Source organism: Gordonia sihwensis, assembly GCF_029632925.1.
Classification (GTDB): domain Bacteria; phylum Actinomycetota; class Actinomycetes; order Mycobacteriales; family Mycobacteriaceae; genus Gordonia; species Gordonia sihwensis.
In genome coordinates, this window is sequence record NZ_CP121248.1 from 2,585,420 (window position 1) to 2,601,665 (window position 16,246).

Here is a 16,246-nt window from a genome sequence, read left to right on the forward strand (position 1 = left end):
CGTCGCGGGTTTGACAACGAGAGGAGAAGCTCATGCTGGCGCTGGACTCGGACGAACCATGCGTATTGCTGACCGATCACGTCGACACTCTGGCGGACTTCTGGTCGAAAGCGCTGCACCTCGCCGTCGGGGACGCGGACTCCGATCGCGCCGAACTGATCGATGACGGCCGGCGCGTCCAGCTCATCGTGCGACGCGTGATGCCGCCGCGGCCGCAGTCTCGAATCCGATTGTCGGCCTTCGATACTCAGGACGTCGCCGCCGCTGTCGAGCGGCTGATCGCGTTCGGCGCCTCGTCGCCCCGGACCCCCTACCCGTCGACTTCCGGGCACGCTGTGGTCATCGATCCCGACGGCAACACCGTGGAGATCACCGCGACGGTGGGCTCGGCCGACTGACCGCGGCGCACCACGGGGCCGATCACGTCGCCGTCAGCTCCTGCCGCAAGGTGGCGATCGACTGACGCAACAGCCGAGAGACATGCATCTGCGACATCCCCGTGCGTTGGGCGATCGCGCTCTGCGAGAGGTCTTCGAAGAATCGGAGACCGAGGATGCGGCGCTCCCGCGGCCGCAGTCGCGCGAGCGCCGGCCGGAGAGACTGCGCGACGTCGACCAGATCGTAAGCCGGGTCGGGACGGCCGATCCGGTCGATCGCGGATCGGTCGTCGGCTGCGCCCGCCGGCTGATCGAGCGAGGCCGGAGCCGATGCGGCGGCCGCCATCCGCGCTTCGTCGATGTCGGCGAGGTCGGCATCCAGTTCGGCCGCCAGCTCGGCACGCGTCGGTAGCCGATGGAGTCGGTGCGTCAGGTGTCCTTCAGCCGTCCCGATCCTCGATGACAGTTCCTTGATGCTGCGAGGAGTGCGAAGGACCGCGGTCCGGTCCCGGAAGTGCCTGCGCACCTCGCCCATCACTGTCGGGACGGCGAATGACAGAAAATCGGACCCGCGAGACGGCGCGTACCTGTCGACGGCCTGGACCAGTCCCAGTCGTGCCACTTGCACGAGGTCGTCGTGGAACTCCCCTCGGCCGCCGAACCTCTGCGCGATGTGCTGAGCGAGCGGGAGGCTCGCCACCACCGCCTCGTCTCGAAGGCACTTTCTGCGGGGATCCCCCGCGGGAAGCGCTTCGCGCTGCGCGAGCAGGTCCCGCACGTGGTCGTACCCGTCGTCGGTCATGGCAGAGCTCCTTCAACGCCGACCGCACCCAGGCGTGGTCACACGTGACCGGAGCCCGCTGTGCGGTGATGATGTGAACGCCCGGGCGCGGTGCGCCTTCCGGGCAGGAGTTCGGCTGCCGTTTCAACCGAGTGGATTCGACGCTACCCGCTGCGAGCGTCCCGCGGAAGGCAATCGGCCCCACCGACGCATATCGCCCCCGACCTGCGGGTCGGGGGCGATAGGTTTTCCGGCAGTGCCTGCGCAGTTCGGTGTCAGACGGACTTGACCTTCGACCGCAGCATGAACGCGTGCACGATCTCGACTGCGCCGACCACCACGAGCATGATGCCCGAGACGACGGTGAGGGTGGCGACCGACGAGATGGGCCAGATGATCAGGATGCCGCCGGCGATCACGGTCACGATTCCCAGGAAGATGCCCCAGCCACGGCCGGGCAGGCCGCTCGCCGAGTCCATGAAGACCGACAGTTCGGTGACTCCGCGGAAGATCCAGCCGATACCGACCCACAGTGCCAGGAGAATCACCGCGGTCTCGATGTTCCGGAAGGCCACGAAGGCCAGCAGGATCGAGATGGCGCCGGAGAGGAACGAGAGAACGCGCCACCAACCGTGGGTGTGCTGCACTCCGAAGGTCGCGGCGACCTGGAAGATGCCCGAGATCAGCAGATAGATGCCGAAAAGAATGGCGACCACCAGAAGTGTCGCCGCCGGCCAGATCAGGACGATGACGCCGAGGATCAGCGAGGCGATGCCGATTCCGAGGAGGCTCTGCCATGTGCGGGTCGCGATGTCCTTGACGGCGTCGCGCGCCGCAGCGCTGAGCGGATCATTGATTGCCAAAGTGCTCGTCGGCCTTTCTCTTTCGATGGGTGACGATCGGTGTGGACCGTCTCCGGGAACCGGGCGAGAGGCGAACTCTGTCCGGATTCATCGGAGCAGGACGATACTAGCGCGGACGGCCTTCCCCGTCTCGGCACATCGGCCCAGGTGATACGGCGTCGTCACCGAGTCCGCACACCCGCCGCGCGATGCGCTAGCGTGGAGTCGACATGATCACTCGCATTCAGGAGATGTCCGGCGCGTTCCGCGCCGCGAACAGATGACCGCGCTCCGCAGCCGATTCCGATGGATCGGCCAGTGGATCCTGCCGTCGCACCCGCGCCCGCGGGCCGACCTCACCTCATCTCTCCCGCGCGATCACGCGCATTCGACTGATCGGTCATCGATGAAGCAGTACACCCAACAGCAGATCCTCGACTCGTTCCGCGGCGCCACCCGCAGCGAGATCAAGAAGGTCACCTTTCCCCTCGACTTCGACGACGTCGACTTCTCGCGCCTCGAGTACTACGGCTGGCGCGACCGCAAGATGCCCCGCCGCGCCTACATCGCGGTGGAGCACGACGGCCGGCTCGTGTCGTTGGTCCTCAACCGCGCCGAGGCGACGCCGTCGCGCCGCACGATGTGCACCTGGTGCCGGGACGTCGACCTCAGCGAAGAGGTGGTGCTGTACACCACCAGGCGCACCGGTGCGCAGGGCAGGCGTGGCGACACCATCGGCACGCTGGTGTGCTCGGGGTTCCACTGCTCGAAGCACGCCCGTAAGCTGCCGCCCGCCTATCACAAGGCCACCGACCTCGACGCCATTCGGGCCGAGCAGGTGGCCGGACTGCGCAACCGCGTCGGATCGTTCGTCGCCGAGGTGCTCTCGACCGAGGACTGACGCGCGGCGCGGGCCGCACGGCGGCCCGCGCGGGTCGCGCCGAGCGTCGAGGCACTGCGGCCGTAGCCCACCAGGAACAGACCGGGGACCCGGACCACGCTGACGTCGTCGTCGGCCATCAGCACGCCGCCGGAGGGCTCCCGGATCCCGAGCGGGGCCAGGTGTGCGAGCGACGGCCGAAAGCCGGTGGCCCAGATGATCACGTCCACCGGTTCGCTCGTGCCGTCGGCGAACTCGACACCGTTGCGCACCAGACGCGCGAGCGGACCGCGCGAGGACAGGACACCGCTGTCGATCGCCGGCGCGAACCGCGGGGTTCGCGGCAGCCCCGTGGCCGCGACCACGCTCAGCGGTCGCAGTCCCGCACGGGTCCGGGCCGCGACACCGTTCTCGACGGCGAGCCCCCATCGAGCGTCGAACGGGGTGTCGCGCCAGCGCGGCGGCGTGCGCGTCGACCAGATCGGGACGGCACCGGCCTCGTCCAGGAGTACGACGAACTCGACAGCGGATATGCCTCCGCCGACCACCAGGACCCGCTGTCCGGCGAAGTCCTCCGGTTCCGGAAAGTCCCGGGTGGTCAGTTGACGGCCCGCGAAACGACCCGGGTACCACGGCACATAGGGGCGATCCCACGTGCCGGTACCACTGATCACCGCCGACGCACGGTAGGTCCGCGTCGCTCCGTCGCGGCCCTCGGCACGGACGAGGAAGCGCCACACCGGTTCGCCCGTCGGTTCGACCGCGACCACTCGCCACGGTCGCGCCACCCGGAGACCGTGCTCGGCCTCGTAACGCCCGTAGTAGCGCTTGATCACCTCGCGCGCGGGCTCGTCAGGATCGGCACCGGTGAGCCGTGTGCCGGGCAGGTCGTGGACGCCGTTCACCAGGCTGAAGGTCAGGGCGTCCCAGCGATGGCTCCACGCTCCGCCCGGAGTCGGGTTTGCGTCGAGCACCTCGAAGTCGCTGCCTGCACGCAATCCGCCGCGCTGGAGGAAGTAGGCGGCCGAGAGTCCGGCCTGGCCGGCGCCGATCACCACGATCCGGCGGTCGACCGCGGCCGCAGTCAGCGTCGTCGGCACTTCTGGGTCTCGGCTCATGACTGAGGCAACCGCACGTACCTCCTCGGTGTTCCGAGACAGTTGCGTCAGTCACAGTTGCGTGCACAAAACTTTTCACTCGTGCAATACTGCACTAGTGCAAAATATTTCTGAACTAGGCCTTCGGGAACGCCAGCGTCTTGAGACGCTGCGTGCACTGCGAACGGCCGCCGTCGAACTGGTGGGTGAGAACGGACTCCACGACACCACGGTCGCCGAGATCGCCGACCGCGCCGGAGTGTCACGACGGACGTTCTTCAACTACTACGCGTGCAAAGAGGACGCCGTCCTCGGAGCCGTGCCGCCGACAGTGCCCGACCAGGCGCTCAAGGATTTCGTCGAAGCCGGTCCCGGCCCGGACCGCCTCGACCGTGCCGTCGATCTGGTGATGGCGGTCGCCAAGAGCATCCGACAGGGCGGCGGCCCCCATTCCCACCACCGCGAGCTGATCCGTCGGTTTCCCGAGCTCGTCGAACGGATGCAGCAGCACGGCACCGCCGCGCAGGAGCTGCTGAGTTCGGTGATCACCGAACAGATCGGTGAGCGAGCCGGCCCGGAATCGGTGGACGACGCCCGTGCGCTCATCATGCTCGCCGGCGCCGTCCTGCGCTTCGCCTACAAGAAGGACCCCGAAGTCCTCGACAACCCCGACTCGCCCGCCCTCGCCGACGCCGGCGCAGTCTTCCGCCGAACCATCAAGGACCTGCTATGACCACTTCCCTCGCCGAACCAACGGACGGCACTACCGGGAATACCGAGCGCCGCAGCGTGATGCTGCTGTTCATCGGACTGATGATCACGATGCTGCTGGCATCGCTGAACCAGACCGTGCTCTCGACAGCTCTGCCGACCATCGTCGGTGAGCTCCAGGGCGTCGACCAGATGACCTGGGTCATCACCGCCTACATCCTCGCGTCCACCATCGTGATGCCCGTGTACGGCAAGATCAGCGACCTGTTGGGCCGCAAGCCCGTACTGATCGCCGCGATCCTGATCTTCCTCAGCGGTTCGGTGGTCGGCGCACTCTCCGGGAACATCACCTGGCTGATCTTCGGCCGCATCCTCCAGGGCATCGGCGGCGGCGGATTGATGATCCTGTCGCAGGCGGCCATCGCCGACGTGGTTCCCGCCCGGGAACGCGGCCGCTACATGGGCTTCCTCGGCGCGGTCTTCGCCGTCTCCTCGGTCGCCGGCCCGCTGCTCGGCGGCTGGCTCACCGAGGGCCCGGGCTGGCGCTGGGCGTTCTGGCTGAACCTCCCGCTGGGTGCTCTCGCGATCGCCGCCACCCTGGCCTTCATGAAGCTGCCGAAGGTGCAGCACGAGGTGCGACCGCGACTGGACTACCTGGGTATGGCTCTGATCGCCGGCGCCACTACCAGCCTCGTGCTGATCTGCACCTGGGGCGGGCACACCTACGACTGGCTGAGCCCGCAGATCATCGGCCTCGCGGTCGCGACCGTCGTCCTGGCTGTGGGATTCGTCGTCGCCGAGCTGCGCGCCGACAACCCGGTCATGCCGATGAAGCTGTTCGCGGATCGCAACTTCACGTTGACGACCGTCGCGAACCTGATGATCGGCGTCGCCATGTTCGGCGCTCTGGGCTACATGCCGACCTACATCCAGATGGTCACCGGAGTCGACGCGACCGTCGCAGGCCTGTTGATGATCCCGATGATGGGCGGACTGCTCATCACCTCGATCGCCTCCGGTCAGGCCGTGGCACGCACGGGCCGCTACAAGATCTTCCCGATCGTCGGCTCCATCGTCATGGGCGTCGGCCTGGTGTTGATCGCGTCGATGCACATCACCACTCCCACCTGGCTCATGTGCGTGTATCTGGCCGTCTTCGGCATCGGCATCGGCCTGTCGATGCAGATCCTGACCCTCATCGTGCAGAACTCGTTCCCGGTCACCATGGTCGGCACCGCGACCGCCGCGAACAATTACTTCCGTCAGGTCGGTGCCACCCTGGGATCGGCGGTCGTCGGATCGATCTTCGCCTCCCGCCTGGCCACCCTGCTCACCGAGAAGCTCGCGGGCAGCGGTGCGGGAGCCGGCGGCGACGCGGGTCGCAACGGTCTCACGCCGGCAGCGGTGAACGCCCTGCCCGACGCCGTGCGCATCCCGATCATCGAGTCGTACAACGAGGCGTTGCTGCCGATCTTCCTGTTCTTCGTTCCGCTGGCCGGGATCGCACTCGTGGTCCTGCTGTTCGTGAAGGAGAAGCCGCTCGCGACGACCGTCCAACGAGAGGCAGCCGAAGTGCTCACCGAGGAGGAATTGCTGACCGAGGCCGAGATGATCACCATCGAAGCCGCCGAGGAGGCCGGCAACGACAAGGCCGCGGCGACCCGCTCCCGCGAGTAGTCGTCGGCGCGAGCCCGTCACCCGCTCAGCCGGCAAGGGGTGGAGCACATCGGAACCGATGCGCTCCACCCCTTTCTCGTACCCTCGTCTCAGGCGACGGCGAGCGCGTCCACCGGCGTCACCGACACCGCACGACGACTGGGCGGCAGAGCGGCGATCGCCACCAGCACGACCGTTCCCGCAACGATTCCCGCGAACGCGCCCAGCGGCAGTCCGATCGGGAATCCCGGCGTGATCGCACCGATGAGCGACTGGCTGCCGACCGCCCCGAAGATCACGCCCAGCGCCAGACCCGCCACCATCGCCGTCCCGGACAAGGCGATCGATTCGAGAGTGATCGTGGCGCGGACCTGCCTGGCGGTGAAGCCCATCGCGCGCAGCATGCCGATCTCACGAGTCCTCCCGATCACTGTCAACGACATCGTCGACACGAAGCCCACCGCTGCGATGAGCACCGAGATGAGAATCAGTCCCACCAGCACCCACGTCATCATCGACATCACGTGCCGGTTCTCCTCCACCTGTTCGGGCGTGAGATCCCAGCGGTCGATGGACTGCTGCAACGACCTCATACCCGCGACGATCGTGGTGATCAGGGTGACGCCGATGAACAGTCCGACGGTGGAGCGTGTGGTGCGGCCCGGGTCGGCGACCGAGTTCTTGCGCGCGAGGATCGCCGCCGGGCTCGCGCCCAGGAGCCGTCCCACACCGGCGACCATCGCGGGCACGAGGATCGGCGCACCGACCAGCAGTCCCACCGCGGCCGTCGCGGTGCCGAGGAAGGCCACGACGAATCCGCTCATGCTCCCCTCCTCCCCCAACAGACACGCGGCTCCGAGCAGGAGCGCGCCGACACCGGTCGCGATGACGGCCGCGGTGCCGCGAAGCCACCGCATCGAGCCCTTCGGCGCGACGACGGCGGCTCCGGAGAGCGTCTTCCGCGAACCCACCATTGTCGCGCCCACCGCGACACCCACCACCACGATCGCCGCGAGCACGGTGGTCGGGGGAAGGTAGCTGTACCGGATGGACGGAAGGATGTCCCGCGACACCATCACGGTCCGTGCGGCGTCGGCCAGCGTCACTCCGGCGACCAGCCCGATCCCGGCACCGATCGCCGCGACCTTCGCGACCCCGCGCACCAGACTCGACCGCAGCTGTCTCGACGAGGCGCCGATCAACCGCAGCAGCTCGAGTTGCTTGCGTCGGCCGGCGATCACCGTGTCGACACCGTTGCCGATCACCAGCGCGGCCACGAACAGCGCGATGAGAATGAACACGGACGACACGATGCCGAGCACCACTCCCACGTTGCCGCCGTTGTGCTCACCGGCCCGGCCGAGGAAGTCGGAGGCCGTGAGCACCATTCCGGCGTACGCCGCCGACAGGCCGCAGACCACGCCCACGGTCGACAGTTCCCGCAGCGAACCCGCCGTCAGGCGGTAGTCCGTGGCCCTCATGCCGCCGCCCCCTGGAGATTGATCAGGAGGTCGGAGATCTGGTGCGGGTCGAGGCCCCGGTACTCTCCGACGATCCGGCCGTCTGCCAGTACCAGGATGCGATCGGCGTACGACGCGGCCACCGGGTCGTGCGTGACCATCGCGATCCCCTGCCCGTACTCGCGAGCGGCCGTGGTCAGCAAGGTCAGCACCTCGCGGCTGGTGCGCGTGTCCAGGGCGCCGGTCGGCTCATCGGCGAGAATGATGGTCGGGCGGCCGGCCAGGGCCCGAACGATCGCCACCCTCTGCTGCTGTCCGCCCGACAGCTGGGACGGTAGATGGTCCAGGCGATCGCGGAGTCCGAGCGAACCGACCAGGTGAGCGATCCACGCCTGCTGCACGGCGTCCGGCTTGTGTCCCGCCAGGACGAAGGGCAGCCGGATGTTCTCGTCCGCGGTCAGCGTCGGGATCAGATTGAACGACTGGAAGACGAAGCCGATGTTGGTGCGGCGCAGGAGCGTCCGCGCGGTGTCGTCGAGCCCGACGATGGGCGTCTGGCCGAGCCAGATCTGACCGGAGGTCGCCTCGTCGAGTCCGGCCATCACGTTCATCAGGGTCGATTTGCCCGACCCCGACGGGCCCATGACGGCGGTGAACTCGCTGCGGCGGATGTCGACCGAGACGTCGCGCAGCGCGTGGACTGGGTTCGCCGGATCACCGTAGGTGCGCGACACGTGGCGCATGACGACGGCGGGTCCGGTACTGATCTCGTTGGCGTTCATACGTCAAAGTTATGGCTCTGACCTGGCTCTTCGCGTCCGCCTACCGGCGCAAATCGCGTCCTCCGACGGGCGGGTGCGGGGTCATCCCGCAGATGTACGCCGCTGCGTCCTCCGGCTCGTCAGACGAGGCCGTGCTCGTACGCGTACACCACGAGTTGTACGCGGTCGCGCAGCGACAGCTTCGCGAGAATCCGGGAGATGTGCGTCTTGACCGTCGCCTCCGACAGGAACTCGGCTTGCGCGATCTCGGCATTCGACAGCCCGGACGCGGCACGCACCAGGATTTCGCGTTCGCGGACCGTGAGCGCGTCGTACTCCGGTCCGGGACGGGCGGTACGGGTTCCGTGCCGCTCGAAGAGCCTTCGGGTGGCCGATGCCGCGACCACCTGGCTGCCGTCGGCCACCGCGCGCACCGAGGCCAGCAGGAACTCCGGTTGCGCGTCTTTCAGGACGAATCCGCTCGCACCGGCTTCGATCGCCCGTGCGGCGGCCTCGTCGACGTCGAATGTGGTGAGCACGAGGATCTTCGGCGCCTCGTCGCCGAGGTCGGCCACGAGTTGACGGGTCGCGGTGATCCCGTCGATGCCCGGCATGCGCACATCCATGAGGATCACATCGGGCGCGGACGCGCGCACCGTCGACGAGAGGTTCAGCGCCGACGACTCCTGCGCCACCACTTCCACATCGGGTTGGCTGTCGAGAATCATCGCGATCCCGCCACGGAACAGCGGCTGATCGTCGATGAGGGCGACGCGGATCATGACGGTCCTTCCGGACGAGCAGGGATGACGAGTTCGACGAGCCAGCCGCCTTCGACGGCGGCGCTGGTCAGCGTACCGCCGGCGAGTTCGGCCCGCTCTGCCATGCCCCTGATGCCGTGGCCCGCGCCACCGGGAGCCAGCGGCTTCTCCGACAGCGAGTTCGCCACCGTGAGCCGGCATCCGTCCGACCAGTCCTGCCGGACGTACACCGGCGCACCCAGGTCGCCGTACTTGAGCGCATTCGTCAATGCCTCGGTGAGGACCGCGAAGGCGACCCGCACACTCAGCGGCGACGCCGCGTCCTCGTCACCGATCTCGGTGGACTGCAACGTCATTCCGGCTGCGCGCATCCGTGCGTAGAGCTGGTCGCGGTCGGTTCGCGCGTGCTCGGCCGTCGACTCGGTGCTGCGCAGTTCCTCCAGCACGCCCCGGACGTCGGCGAGCGCCTGCCGCGCCGTGTCGGCGATGACGCCGAGCGCCTCCTTCGCCGCCTCAGGACTGGCGTCCAGGGCGAAGCGTGCTCCTTCGGCCTGCGCCACCACCACCGCGAGCGAGTGCGCCACCACGTCGTGCATGTCGCGGGCCAGACTCGACCGCTGGGCCTGCTCGTCGTACAGGTCGAGCAGTCGCCGTCGTTCGAGTTCGGAGATCTGCTCGGCGATCCTCGCCTGTTCCACGCTGTGGCGCTGATACCGGATGAATCCGAAGGTCCAGCTGCCCACCAGCAGCACCGCGATGCCGACGAAGGTCATCGTGTGCGAGACGATCGTCGACGCCTCGGCATCGGTGCCGAACGCCGTCGACCTCGGATACACCCACGCCGCGATCGCCGAACCCACGACTGCCACGGCCAGCGACGCGCCCCGGACCCGACGATCCGGATGATTGCCCGCCGTGTAGTAGAGCACCGAGTAGAGCAGGCACGGTCCCACCGCGACGTCGTAGGTCGCCACCTGGATCACCGCCGACGTGACCGCCAGCAGCATCATCACCGACGGCGCGGACCGGCGGCACATCAGAGCCAGCCCGATCAGCAGGCTGACCACCTGCACCGTCGTGGTGAGACCCGACGAGAAGGCCAGCATCAACACCAGCAGAATCAGACCGATGACGGCGTCGGCGATCGTCGACCGTCGAGAGAGGTTCGGGAACGCGAGGGGGTCGGCGACGCGGTACCTGCCGATCATGACCATGCCACTACCGTGCCACGCCCGGAACGCATGGCCGACTCGATCCCCTGTGACCGGCGCTGCATTCGACGCTCGATCCGCCGATTGTGCCAATGAGCGTTGTACCGTTCACGTGTGACTTCGTTAGCAGACCGTGGGAGACGGAGCGTCACGGGCATCGCACAGCAGTCGACCGCACTGGTCGGCCGGGCCGCGGCCTCCGCCACCGACGCCCTCGCAGTGCCGGGAGCCCGAGCGCTGGCGACCGCGCGCACCTTCACCAGCCCGATTCAGGCACAGTCCGCCCCGGTTCCGGTGGACGGTGTGGAAGCCGCCAACCGGCTGCTGCGCCAACTCGGCATCACCACGTTCACGCCGACCGTCGGACTCAGCACCGACCTCACCTTTCCGGTCGCGGTCGGCGGCGCCGTCGCCGGTCCGTACACCCCGGGAATCGGCACCTCACCATTGCGAACGTCAGCGTGAACGCGGTGCGCGGCGGCGAGATCCTCTACGGTTTCCTGCCCGTGGGCGTGTTCGCCGACTTCGGCGACAAGTCCGGCGTCCACGTCGCTTGGTTCAACGTCACCACGCTGCGCGGTGGGCTCGGCGCGCCTCTCGGCGGACTCACGGACACGGTGATCGACGCGGTCTCCAAGCGTGTGAAGTCCGCACCGATTCCGCCGGTGATGTACGCCGGCACGGTCTCTCGCCTCAAACGAGCGCTGCGCGTGATCCCGTCGAACGGCGTTCGCGGAGGTCTGGTCGACACCGGCCAGGGCGTCGTGGTGTGCGCCGTCTACGGCACCGTGCGACGCGGCCGGACCTCGTACTTCTTCCTGCCGTCGATCGGGGTGACCCGGGCCTGAGCGGGGCGGTCGGCGGGAGCAGGGATGTTGACGGACGCAGGGATGTTTCAGTGGGGCGAGCGGGGCTCGAACCCGCGACCAGCTGATTATGAGTCAGCGGCTCTAACCGACTGAGCTATCGCCCCTGAGCCGAACCGGCCCGAGGACAGAGATTACCCTCCGCCTACTTCTTGGTCTGCACCGCAGTGGCGGCGGGCCCGTCGTCGGAACCGATCCGCTTCACGTAGCTGTACATCGCCGTGAGCATCACGGCGAATACCACGACGCCGATCACCTGCGTCCAGTTGCCGAGTCCGTCGCCGACGATCGCCAGCGGCGAGTCGTCTCCGGTGCCGGCGACGATGCCGGCGAAGACGACGCCGTAGAGGCTCTCGCCGACGATCAGGCCGGTCGCGAGGAGCACGCCGAGCCGCTTCTTCCGTTCGCCGCCGATCGGGTCGCGCAGCGCCCACTTGTCGTACGCCAGACCGATGAAGGCACCGATCGGAATGATGAGCGTGAGCGACATCGGCAGGTACATGCCCATACCGACGGCCAGCGGTGGCAGCTTGAGGTTCGAGGTGGTCCGCTTGAGCACCTCGTCGACCACGATGACGCCGGCGCCGATCGCCGCGCCGAGGCCGATCAGGGCCCAGTTGAGGTCGCCACCGAAGACGCCCTTCGCCAGTGTCGAGAGCAGTGCGGCCTGCGGGGCGGCCAGGGCGTTCTCCGTGGCGTTCGGGGCGCCCTGGAAACCGAAGGCGTTGTTCATCAGTCCCAGGATCGGCGGGATCACGGCGGATCCGAAGAGCACGCCGATGATGAGCGCGACCTGCTGCTTCCACGGCGTGGCGCCGACGAGTTGACCGGTCTTGAGATCCTGCAGGTTGTCGTTGGAGATGGTCGCGACACCGAACACCACCGACGAGGTGAACAGCGTGTACGCGATGAGCGCCTCGGTCTGACTCGTGCTGTCGGCGGGGCCGTGCGTCACCTTGATCAGCAGTGCCGCGCACAGGACCACCAGCACGCCGACACCGGAGATCGGGCTGTTCGACGATCCGATCAGGCCCGCCATGTATCCGCACACGGCGGCTACGACGAGGCCGATCACGAAGACGAAGATGATCGTGACGATCAGGATGCCGGTGGCGCTCCCGACCAGCGCGGTCCCCTTCATGAAGTCCCAGAGCAGCCATCCGATCGGGATGAGCGCGACGATGATCGTCAGGCCGACGTACTGGATCGGGATGTCGCGTTCGGTCACGTCGACGCTCTCGCCCGACCTGCGCTTGCGTGCGCTGGCCGCGGCCGCCACGATGCCGCGCAGGATCGGGCCGATGACGGTCAGCAGCGTCCACACGGCCGCGACCGCGATCGCGCCGGCGCCCACCATCCGCACATCGGCGCTGAAGACGCTGTTCACACCGTCGAGCAGATCGCCGGAGGGAATGGCGTCCCATGTCCGCGTCGGAAGGATGACGAAGAAAGAGATCACCAGGCCGACGAGCATCGCGATACCGACCCCGATGCCGACCAGGTGGCCGACGCCGATCAGCGCCATCGACAGGCTGGCACCCACCATCGTCGCGCCCGAGCCGACACGGAACGCGACCGCGACCTCCGAGGCGATCAGCTTCAGCGAACCGAGCAGGGAGAAGAACGCGGCGCCCACCGCACCGAGAACGATCGCTCGCATACCGCCGCGGTTGGGGTCGACGGCGTCGGGGTCGCGCCCGGACGAGTCGCCGACCTTCAGGACCTCCGCGGCCGCCACTCCCTCGGGATACGGCAGATCAGAGCCGGTGACGAGCGCGCGCCGCAGCGGGATCGAGTACATGACGCCGAGGATGCCGCCGATCGCGCAGACCGCGACGGTCATCCAGTACGGAAAGCCGGTCCACCAGCCGATCATGATGAGGCCGGGCAGGACGAAGATGATGGCCGAGAGCGTGCCCGCCGCCGACGCGATGGTCTGCACGATGTTGTTCTCCACGATCGTGTGATCGCGGAAATAGCGCAGTACCGACATCGAGATGACCGCCGCCGGAATCGCTGTGGCGAACGTGAGACCGACCTTGAGTCCGAGGTAGACGTTGGCCGCGGTGAAGACCAGGGTGATGAGACCACCGAGGATCACGCCGCGAGTCGTCAGCTCGCGCACCGAGCTCCTCATCACCTGCGTCATGCGCTTACCCTTTCCGCCGGGACGAGGGCGTCCGTCAGCAGAGAATCACCTTACGACGCACCGCAGACGATGCTGGGGAGAACCCGCCGATGGACACCGCCGCCGAACCGCTCAGACCGCGTCCGCTCCGGCGTCGAAGGCCTGCTCGAGCAGACTGCGCCGGTACGCTTCGAGCGCCACGAGGTCGCCGAAGAGCGCGTTGTAGCCGTCGGGGTCCCCGGCGGGCGACATCCGGCGCAGCTTCGATTTGATGTCGGCGATCTGAGAGCCGACCCAGATCTCCTGCGACCGCGCCAGGACGCTCGAGATGTACTGCGGCACACGGTCGTCCTCGACCGGGAGCGGCTCCACCGCCAGCTCGGTGACGAGCGGAGCCACCGCGGGGTCGTCGATCACGCCGTGATGGACGGCGTCCACCCAGGCGGCGCCGCCGAGACCGCTCGCCGCTCCCCCGGCCGCCGCGATCGCCTCGCGGACAGCCAGGTACGAGGGATCGGTGAAGCACTCGCCGGGCAGGGAATCGAAGACCGTGCCCGCGATGGCGGGATACTGAAGCGCCGCCTTGAGCGCTTCGCGCTGGTGCCAGAGCCGCGGGTCGTTCGGCAGCGGTCGCGCGGTCGGCGGCGGCGACATCGCCTCGGGCCGGGTGCGCGAGTTCCGCTGCCGCGCGTTCGCGCCGCGCCGGCCACCGTGTCGCTTGGCCTCGGCGCGCACGCGCGAGAGAACCTGGGCCACATCGTCCCAGCCGACCCACCCGGCGAGCTGGCGCGCGTATTCGTCCCGCAGCGCGACGTCGCGGATCCTCGCCACCACCGGCACCGTCTCCCGCAGGGCCGCCACGCGGCCCTCCGCGGTGTCGAGGTTCTGCTGGGCGATCAACGACTTGATCGCGAACTGGAACATCGGGATGCGCCGGGCGATGAGATCACGCAACGCCGGATCGCCGGCAGACTGTCGGAGCTCGCACGGATCCATACCGTCGGGCGCGACGGCCACGAAGGTCTGACCGGCGATGGACTGCTCCCCCTCGAAGGCCTTCAGCGCCGCGGCCTGACCGGCGTCGTCGCCGTCGAAGGTGTAGATCACCTCGCCGCGGAAGTACGAGTCGTCCATCATCAGCCGGCGGATCAGTGCCAGATGGTCCTCTCCGAACGCCGTGCCGCAAGAGGCCACGGCCGTGGTGACACCGGCCATGTGCATCGCCATGACGTCGGTGTAGCCCTCGACGATCACGACCTGGTGGCCCTTGGCGATGTCACGCTTGGCCAGGTCGAGTCCGAACAGCACCTGCGACTTCTTGTACAGCATGGTCTCGGGCGTGTTCATGTACTTGCCGAGGTTGTCGTCGTCGAAGAGCTTGCGCGCGCCGAACCCGATGACATCGCCGCCGAGATTGCGGATGGGCCACAGCAGACGCCGATGGAACCGGTCGATGGGCCCCTTGCGGCCCTGCTTCGACAGCCCGGCGGCTTCCAGCTCGGAGAACTGGAAGCCGAGCTTCAGCAGGGCCTTCGTCATCGTGTCCCACCCGGCGGGGGCGTACCCGCAGCCGAAATGCGCCGCCGCAGTGCCGTCGAAGCCGCGTTCGGTGAGGAAGTCGCGCGCCACCTGCGCCTCGGGCGTGGCGAGCTGTTCGGCGTAGAACTGCTGCGCCGCCGCGTTGGCGGCCACGAGCCGGGCGCGCGTGCCGCGGTCGCGCTTGATCGCGGTGCCGCCGCCCTCGTAGTTGATGGTGTAACCGATCCGGTCCGCCAGCTGTTCGACGGCTTCGACGAAACTGACGTGCTCCTGCTTCTGCAGGAACGTGTAGACGTCGCCGCCCTCGCCGCACCCGAAGCAGTGGAAGTGCCCGTGATGAGGCCGGACGTGGAACGACGGTGTCTTCTCATCGTGGAACGGGCACAACCCGGTCATGCGGTCCGCGCCGGCCCTGCGCAGCGTGACATAGTCTCCGACCACGTCTTCGATGCGCGTCTGCTCACGGATCGCGGCGATGTCGCGATCGGGGATTCGGCCTGGCACGCACCCAGTCTAGGCGCCGCGCCCGAACGGGGTCGGCCGGGCGCGACTCGCCCGGCGCACCTCGCCGCTTTCTCTTGAAACCGACTTCTGTCGGACCCGCGTCGTACAGTGACACCACCAATCGAACAAATGATCGAATCGGTCAGGAGGATGTCATGTGTGAGTTCGACCCACGGTGCGACGGCGCGGACGATCTGGTCGGCGACGCCCTCGCCCTCATCGCGGAGGGACGCTGGTCGGTGACCGGCGTGCTCGGCGACGCCGCCAACCCGCCCCTGACCTACACCACCGGGCTGACCGAGCACGGACGCCCGGAACTGGTGATGACCGGGCTCCCGCCGGATCTCGCCGGGATCCTGCTCGACCACGCGGCACGGGCGGTGGTCGCCGACCCTGGCTTCGGCCCGGGGTCCGACGTACCCGCGCGGTTGCGCCGCCCAGTCCGGTTCCGTGCGATCGACGTCATCGACGCCGGAGCTCTGCGGCTCACGCGAGTCGTCTACGGCGCCCGGTTCGATGCGATACAACTCGTCTGGCCCGACGACGACGGCCGGTACCCGTGGCAGTCCGGGTACTCCATCCCGGCACGGGTGCAACCGCTACTCGGCGTGCCCGAATCGGAGGCCGCGTAAGCAGCGCGCGGCCGGTGTAAGCCGACGACAGCGCCGTGAA

Annotated in this window: 16 protein-coding genes and 1 tRNA gene; 7 read left to right on the forward strand and 10 right to left on the reverse strand. The window is 68.1% G+C overall.

Annotated features, from left to right (window positions below):
* The first annotated feature begins 32 nt into the window (after positions 1–32).
* Positions 33–398, forward strand: coding sequence for a VOC family protein (locus tag P5P27_RS12555; protein WP_278124216.1), 366 nt, complete (start codon positions 33–35; stop codon positions 396–398).
* A gap of 22 nt (positions 399–420) precedes the next feature.
* Here the strand turns inward: P5P27_RS12555 and P5P27_RS12560 are convergent, their stop codons facing one another.
* Entirely contained in the window at positions 421–1,179 is a 759-nt protein-coding gene (locus P5P27_RS12560) for a SigB/SigF/SigG family RNA polymerase sigma factor (protein ID WP_006895168.1), read from the reverse strand.
* A 254-nt stretch (positions 1,180–1,433) separates the two neighbouring features.
* Complete coding sequence (locus P5P27_RS12565; protein WP_006895167.1) at positions 1,434–2,021, reverse strand: HdeD family acid-resistance protein; 588 nt, start codon at positions 2,019–2,021, stop codon at positions 1,434–1,436.
* Between the two features lie 385 nt (positions 2,022–2,406).
* Here P5P27_RS12565 and P5P27_RS12570 point away from each other — a divergent pair, with 385 nt between their 5' ends.
* Positions 2,407–2,901 carry an FBP domain-containing protein gene (locus P5P27_RS12570; RefSeq protein ID WP_006895166.1) on the forward strand — a complete coding sequence of 165 codons (495 nt, stop codon included), beginning with the start codon at positions 2,407–2,409 and terminating at the stop codon, positions 2,899–2,901.
* Here P5P27_RS12570 and P5P27_RS12575 read toward each other — a convergent pair.
* Positions 2,799–3,998 (reverse strand): NAD(P)-binding domain-containing protein, encoded by a 1,200-nt coding sequence (locus P5P27_RS12575; RefSeq protein ID WP_051999605.1) that lies wholly within the window; start codon positions 3,996–3,998, stop codon positions 2,799–2,801. The two genes, P5P27_RS12570 and P5P27_RS12575, sit on opposite strands and share 103 nt — an antisense overlap.
* 97 nt (positions 3,999–4,095) lie before the next feature.
* On the opposite strand from P5P27_RS12575, the gene P5P27_RS12580 reads away from it, so the two are divergent.
* The gene (locus P5P27_RS12580) at positions 4,096–4,710 is read left to right on the forward strand and encodes a TetR/AcrR family transcriptional regulator (protein WP_006895164.1); all 615 of its coding nucleotides are present in this window, start codon (positions 4,096–4,098) and stop codon (positions 4,708–4,710) included.
* The gene (locus P5P27_RS12585; protein ID WP_006895163.1) at positions 4,707–6,365 is read left to right on the forward strand and encodes an MDR family MFS transporter; all 1,659 of its coding nucleotides are present in this window, start codon (positions 4,707–4,709) and stop codon (positions 6,363–6,365) included. The genes P5P27_RS12580 and P5P27_RS12585 overlap by 4 nt, the downstream gene beginning before the upstream one ends.
* An 89-nt stretch (positions 6,366–6,454) precedes the next feature.
* On the opposite strand, the gene P5P27_RS12590 is transcribed toward P5P27_RS12585, so the two are convergent.
* From P5P27_RS12590 to P5P27_RS12605, 4 genes are all read right to left on the reverse strand, one after another.
* Positions 6,455–7,825, reverse strand: a complete 1,371-nt coding sequence (locus P5P27_RS12590; protein WP_278124222.1) for an FtsX-like permease family protein — start codon at positions 7,823–7,825, stop codon at positions 6,455–6,457.
* Positions 7,822–8,586: an ABC transporter ATP-binding protein gene (locus tag P5P27_RS12595; protein WP_006895161.1), complete on the reverse strand. Its 765-nt coding sequence runs from the start codon at positions 8,584–8,586 to the stop codon at positions 7,822–7,824. The genes P5P27_RS12590 and P5P27_RS12595 overlap by 4 nt, the downstream gene beginning before the upstream one ends.
* 119 nt (positions 8,587–8,705) lie before the next feature.
* Complete coding sequence (locus tag P5P27_RS12600; RefSeq protein ID WP_006895159.1) at positions 8,706–9,347, reverse strand: response regulator transcription factor; 642 nt, start codon at positions 9,345–9,347, stop codon at positions 8,706–8,708.
* The gene (locus P5P27_RS12605) at positions 9,344–10,540 is read right to left on the reverse strand and encodes a sensor histidine kinase (RefSeq protein ID WP_062366603.1); all 1,197 of its coding nucleotides are present in this window, start codon (positions 10,538–10,540) and stop codon (positions 9,344–9,346) included. The genes P5P27_RS12600 and P5P27_RS12605 overlap by 4 nt, the downstream gene beginning before the upstream one ends.
* Positions 10,541–10,651: 111 nt before the next feature.
* Here P5P27_RS12605 and P5P27_RS12610 point away from each other — a divergent pair, with 111 nt between their 5' ends.
* Both P5P27_RS12610 and P5P27_RS12615 read left to right on the forward strand, forming a co-directional pair.
* Positions 10,652–11,002 carry a hypothetical protein gene (locus P5P27_RS12610; protein ID WP_278124226.1) on the forward strand — a complete coding sequence of 117 codons (351 nt, stop codon included), beginning with the start codon at positions 10,652–10,654 and terminating at the stop codon, positions 11,000–11,002.
* A complete protein-coding gene (locus tag P5P27_RS12615; protein WP_278124228.1) occupies positions 10,999–11,385 on the forward strand; it encodes a hypothetical protein in 387 nt (128 codons plus the stop codon). Before P5P27_RS12610 ends, P5P27_RS12615 begins: the two co-directional genes overlap by 4 nt.
* Before the next feature lie 51 nt (positions 11,386–11,436).
* On the opposite strand, the gene P5P27_RS12620 is transcribed toward P5P27_RS12615, so the two are convergent.
* The 3 genes from P5P27_RS12620 to dnaG form a co-directional block, all read right to left on the reverse strand.
* Positions 11,437–11,510 (reverse strand) — tRNA-Ile (locus P5P27_RS12620).
* Positions 11,511–11,548: 38 nt separating this feature from the next.
* Entirely contained in the window at positions 11,549–13,552 is a 2,004-nt protein-coding gene (locus P5P27_RS12625; RefSeq protein WP_278124230.1) for an OPT family oligopeptide transporter, read from the reverse strand.
* A gap of 111 nt (positions 13,553–13,663) precedes the next feature.
* A complete protein-coding gene (gene dnaG / locus P5P27_RS12630) occupies positions 13,664–15,574 on the reverse strand; it encodes a DNA primase (protein ID WP_006897813.1) in 1,911 nt (636 codons plus the stop codon).
* Between the two features lie 155 nt (positions 15,575–15,729).
* Here dnaG and P5P27_RS12635 point away from each other — a divergent pair, with 155 nt between their 5' ends.
* Entirely contained in the window at positions 15,730–16,206 is a 477-nt protein-coding gene (locus P5P27_RS12635) for a DUF4262 domain-containing protein (RefSeq protein WP_006897814.1), read from the forward strand.
* Positions 16,207–16,246 lie beyond the last annotated feature (40 nt).

Excerpts from the sequence above, each read along its gene's own strand:
- P5P27_RS12575 (WP_051999605.1), bottom strand. The coding sequence starts at position 3,998 with ATGAGCCGAGACCCAGAAGTGCCGACGACGCTGACTGCGGCCGCGGTC.
- P5P27_RS12600 (WP_006895159.1), bottom strand. The coding sequence starts at position 9,347 with ATGATCCGCGTCGCCCTCATCGACGATCAGCCGCTGTTCCGTGGCGGG.
- P5P27_RS12625 (WP_278124230.1), bottom strand. The coding sequence starts at position 13,552 with ATGACGCAGGTGATGAGGAGCTCGGTGCGCGAGCTGACGACTCGCGGC.
- P5P27_RS12605 (WP_062366603.1), bottom strand. The coding sequence starts at position 10,540 with ATGGTCATGATCGGCAGGTACCGCGTCGCCGACCCCCTCGCGTTCCCG.
- P5P27_RS12595 (WP_006895161.1), bottom strand. The coding sequence starts at position 8,586 with ATGAACGCCAACGAGATCAGTACCGGACCCGCCGTCGTCATGCGCCAC.
- P5P27_RS12590 (WP_278124222.1), bottom strand. The coding sequence starts at position 7,825 with ATGAGGGCCACGGACTACCGCCTGACGGCGGGTTCGCTGCGGGAACTG.
- P5P27_RS12555 (WP_278124216.1), top strand. The coding sequence starts at position 33 with ATGCTGGCGCTGGACTCGGACGAACCATGCGTATTGCTGACCGATCAC.
- P5P27_RS12635 (WP_006897814.1), top strand. The coding sequence starts at position 15,730 with ATGTGTGAGTTCGACCCACGGTGCGACGGCGCGGACGATCTGGTCGGC.
- P5P27_RS12585 (WP_006895163.1), top strand. The coding sequence starts at position 4,707 with ATGACCACTTCCCTCGCCGAACCAACGGACGGCACTACCGGGAATACC.
- P5P27_RS12560 (WP_006895168.1), bottom strand. The coding sequence starts at position 1,179 with ATGACCGACGACGGGTACGACCACGTGCGGGACCTGCTCGCGCAGCGC.
- P5P27_RS12570 (WP_006895166.1), top strand. The coding sequence starts at position 2,407 with ATGAAGCAGTACACCCAACAGCAGATCCTCGACTCGTTCCGCGGCGCC.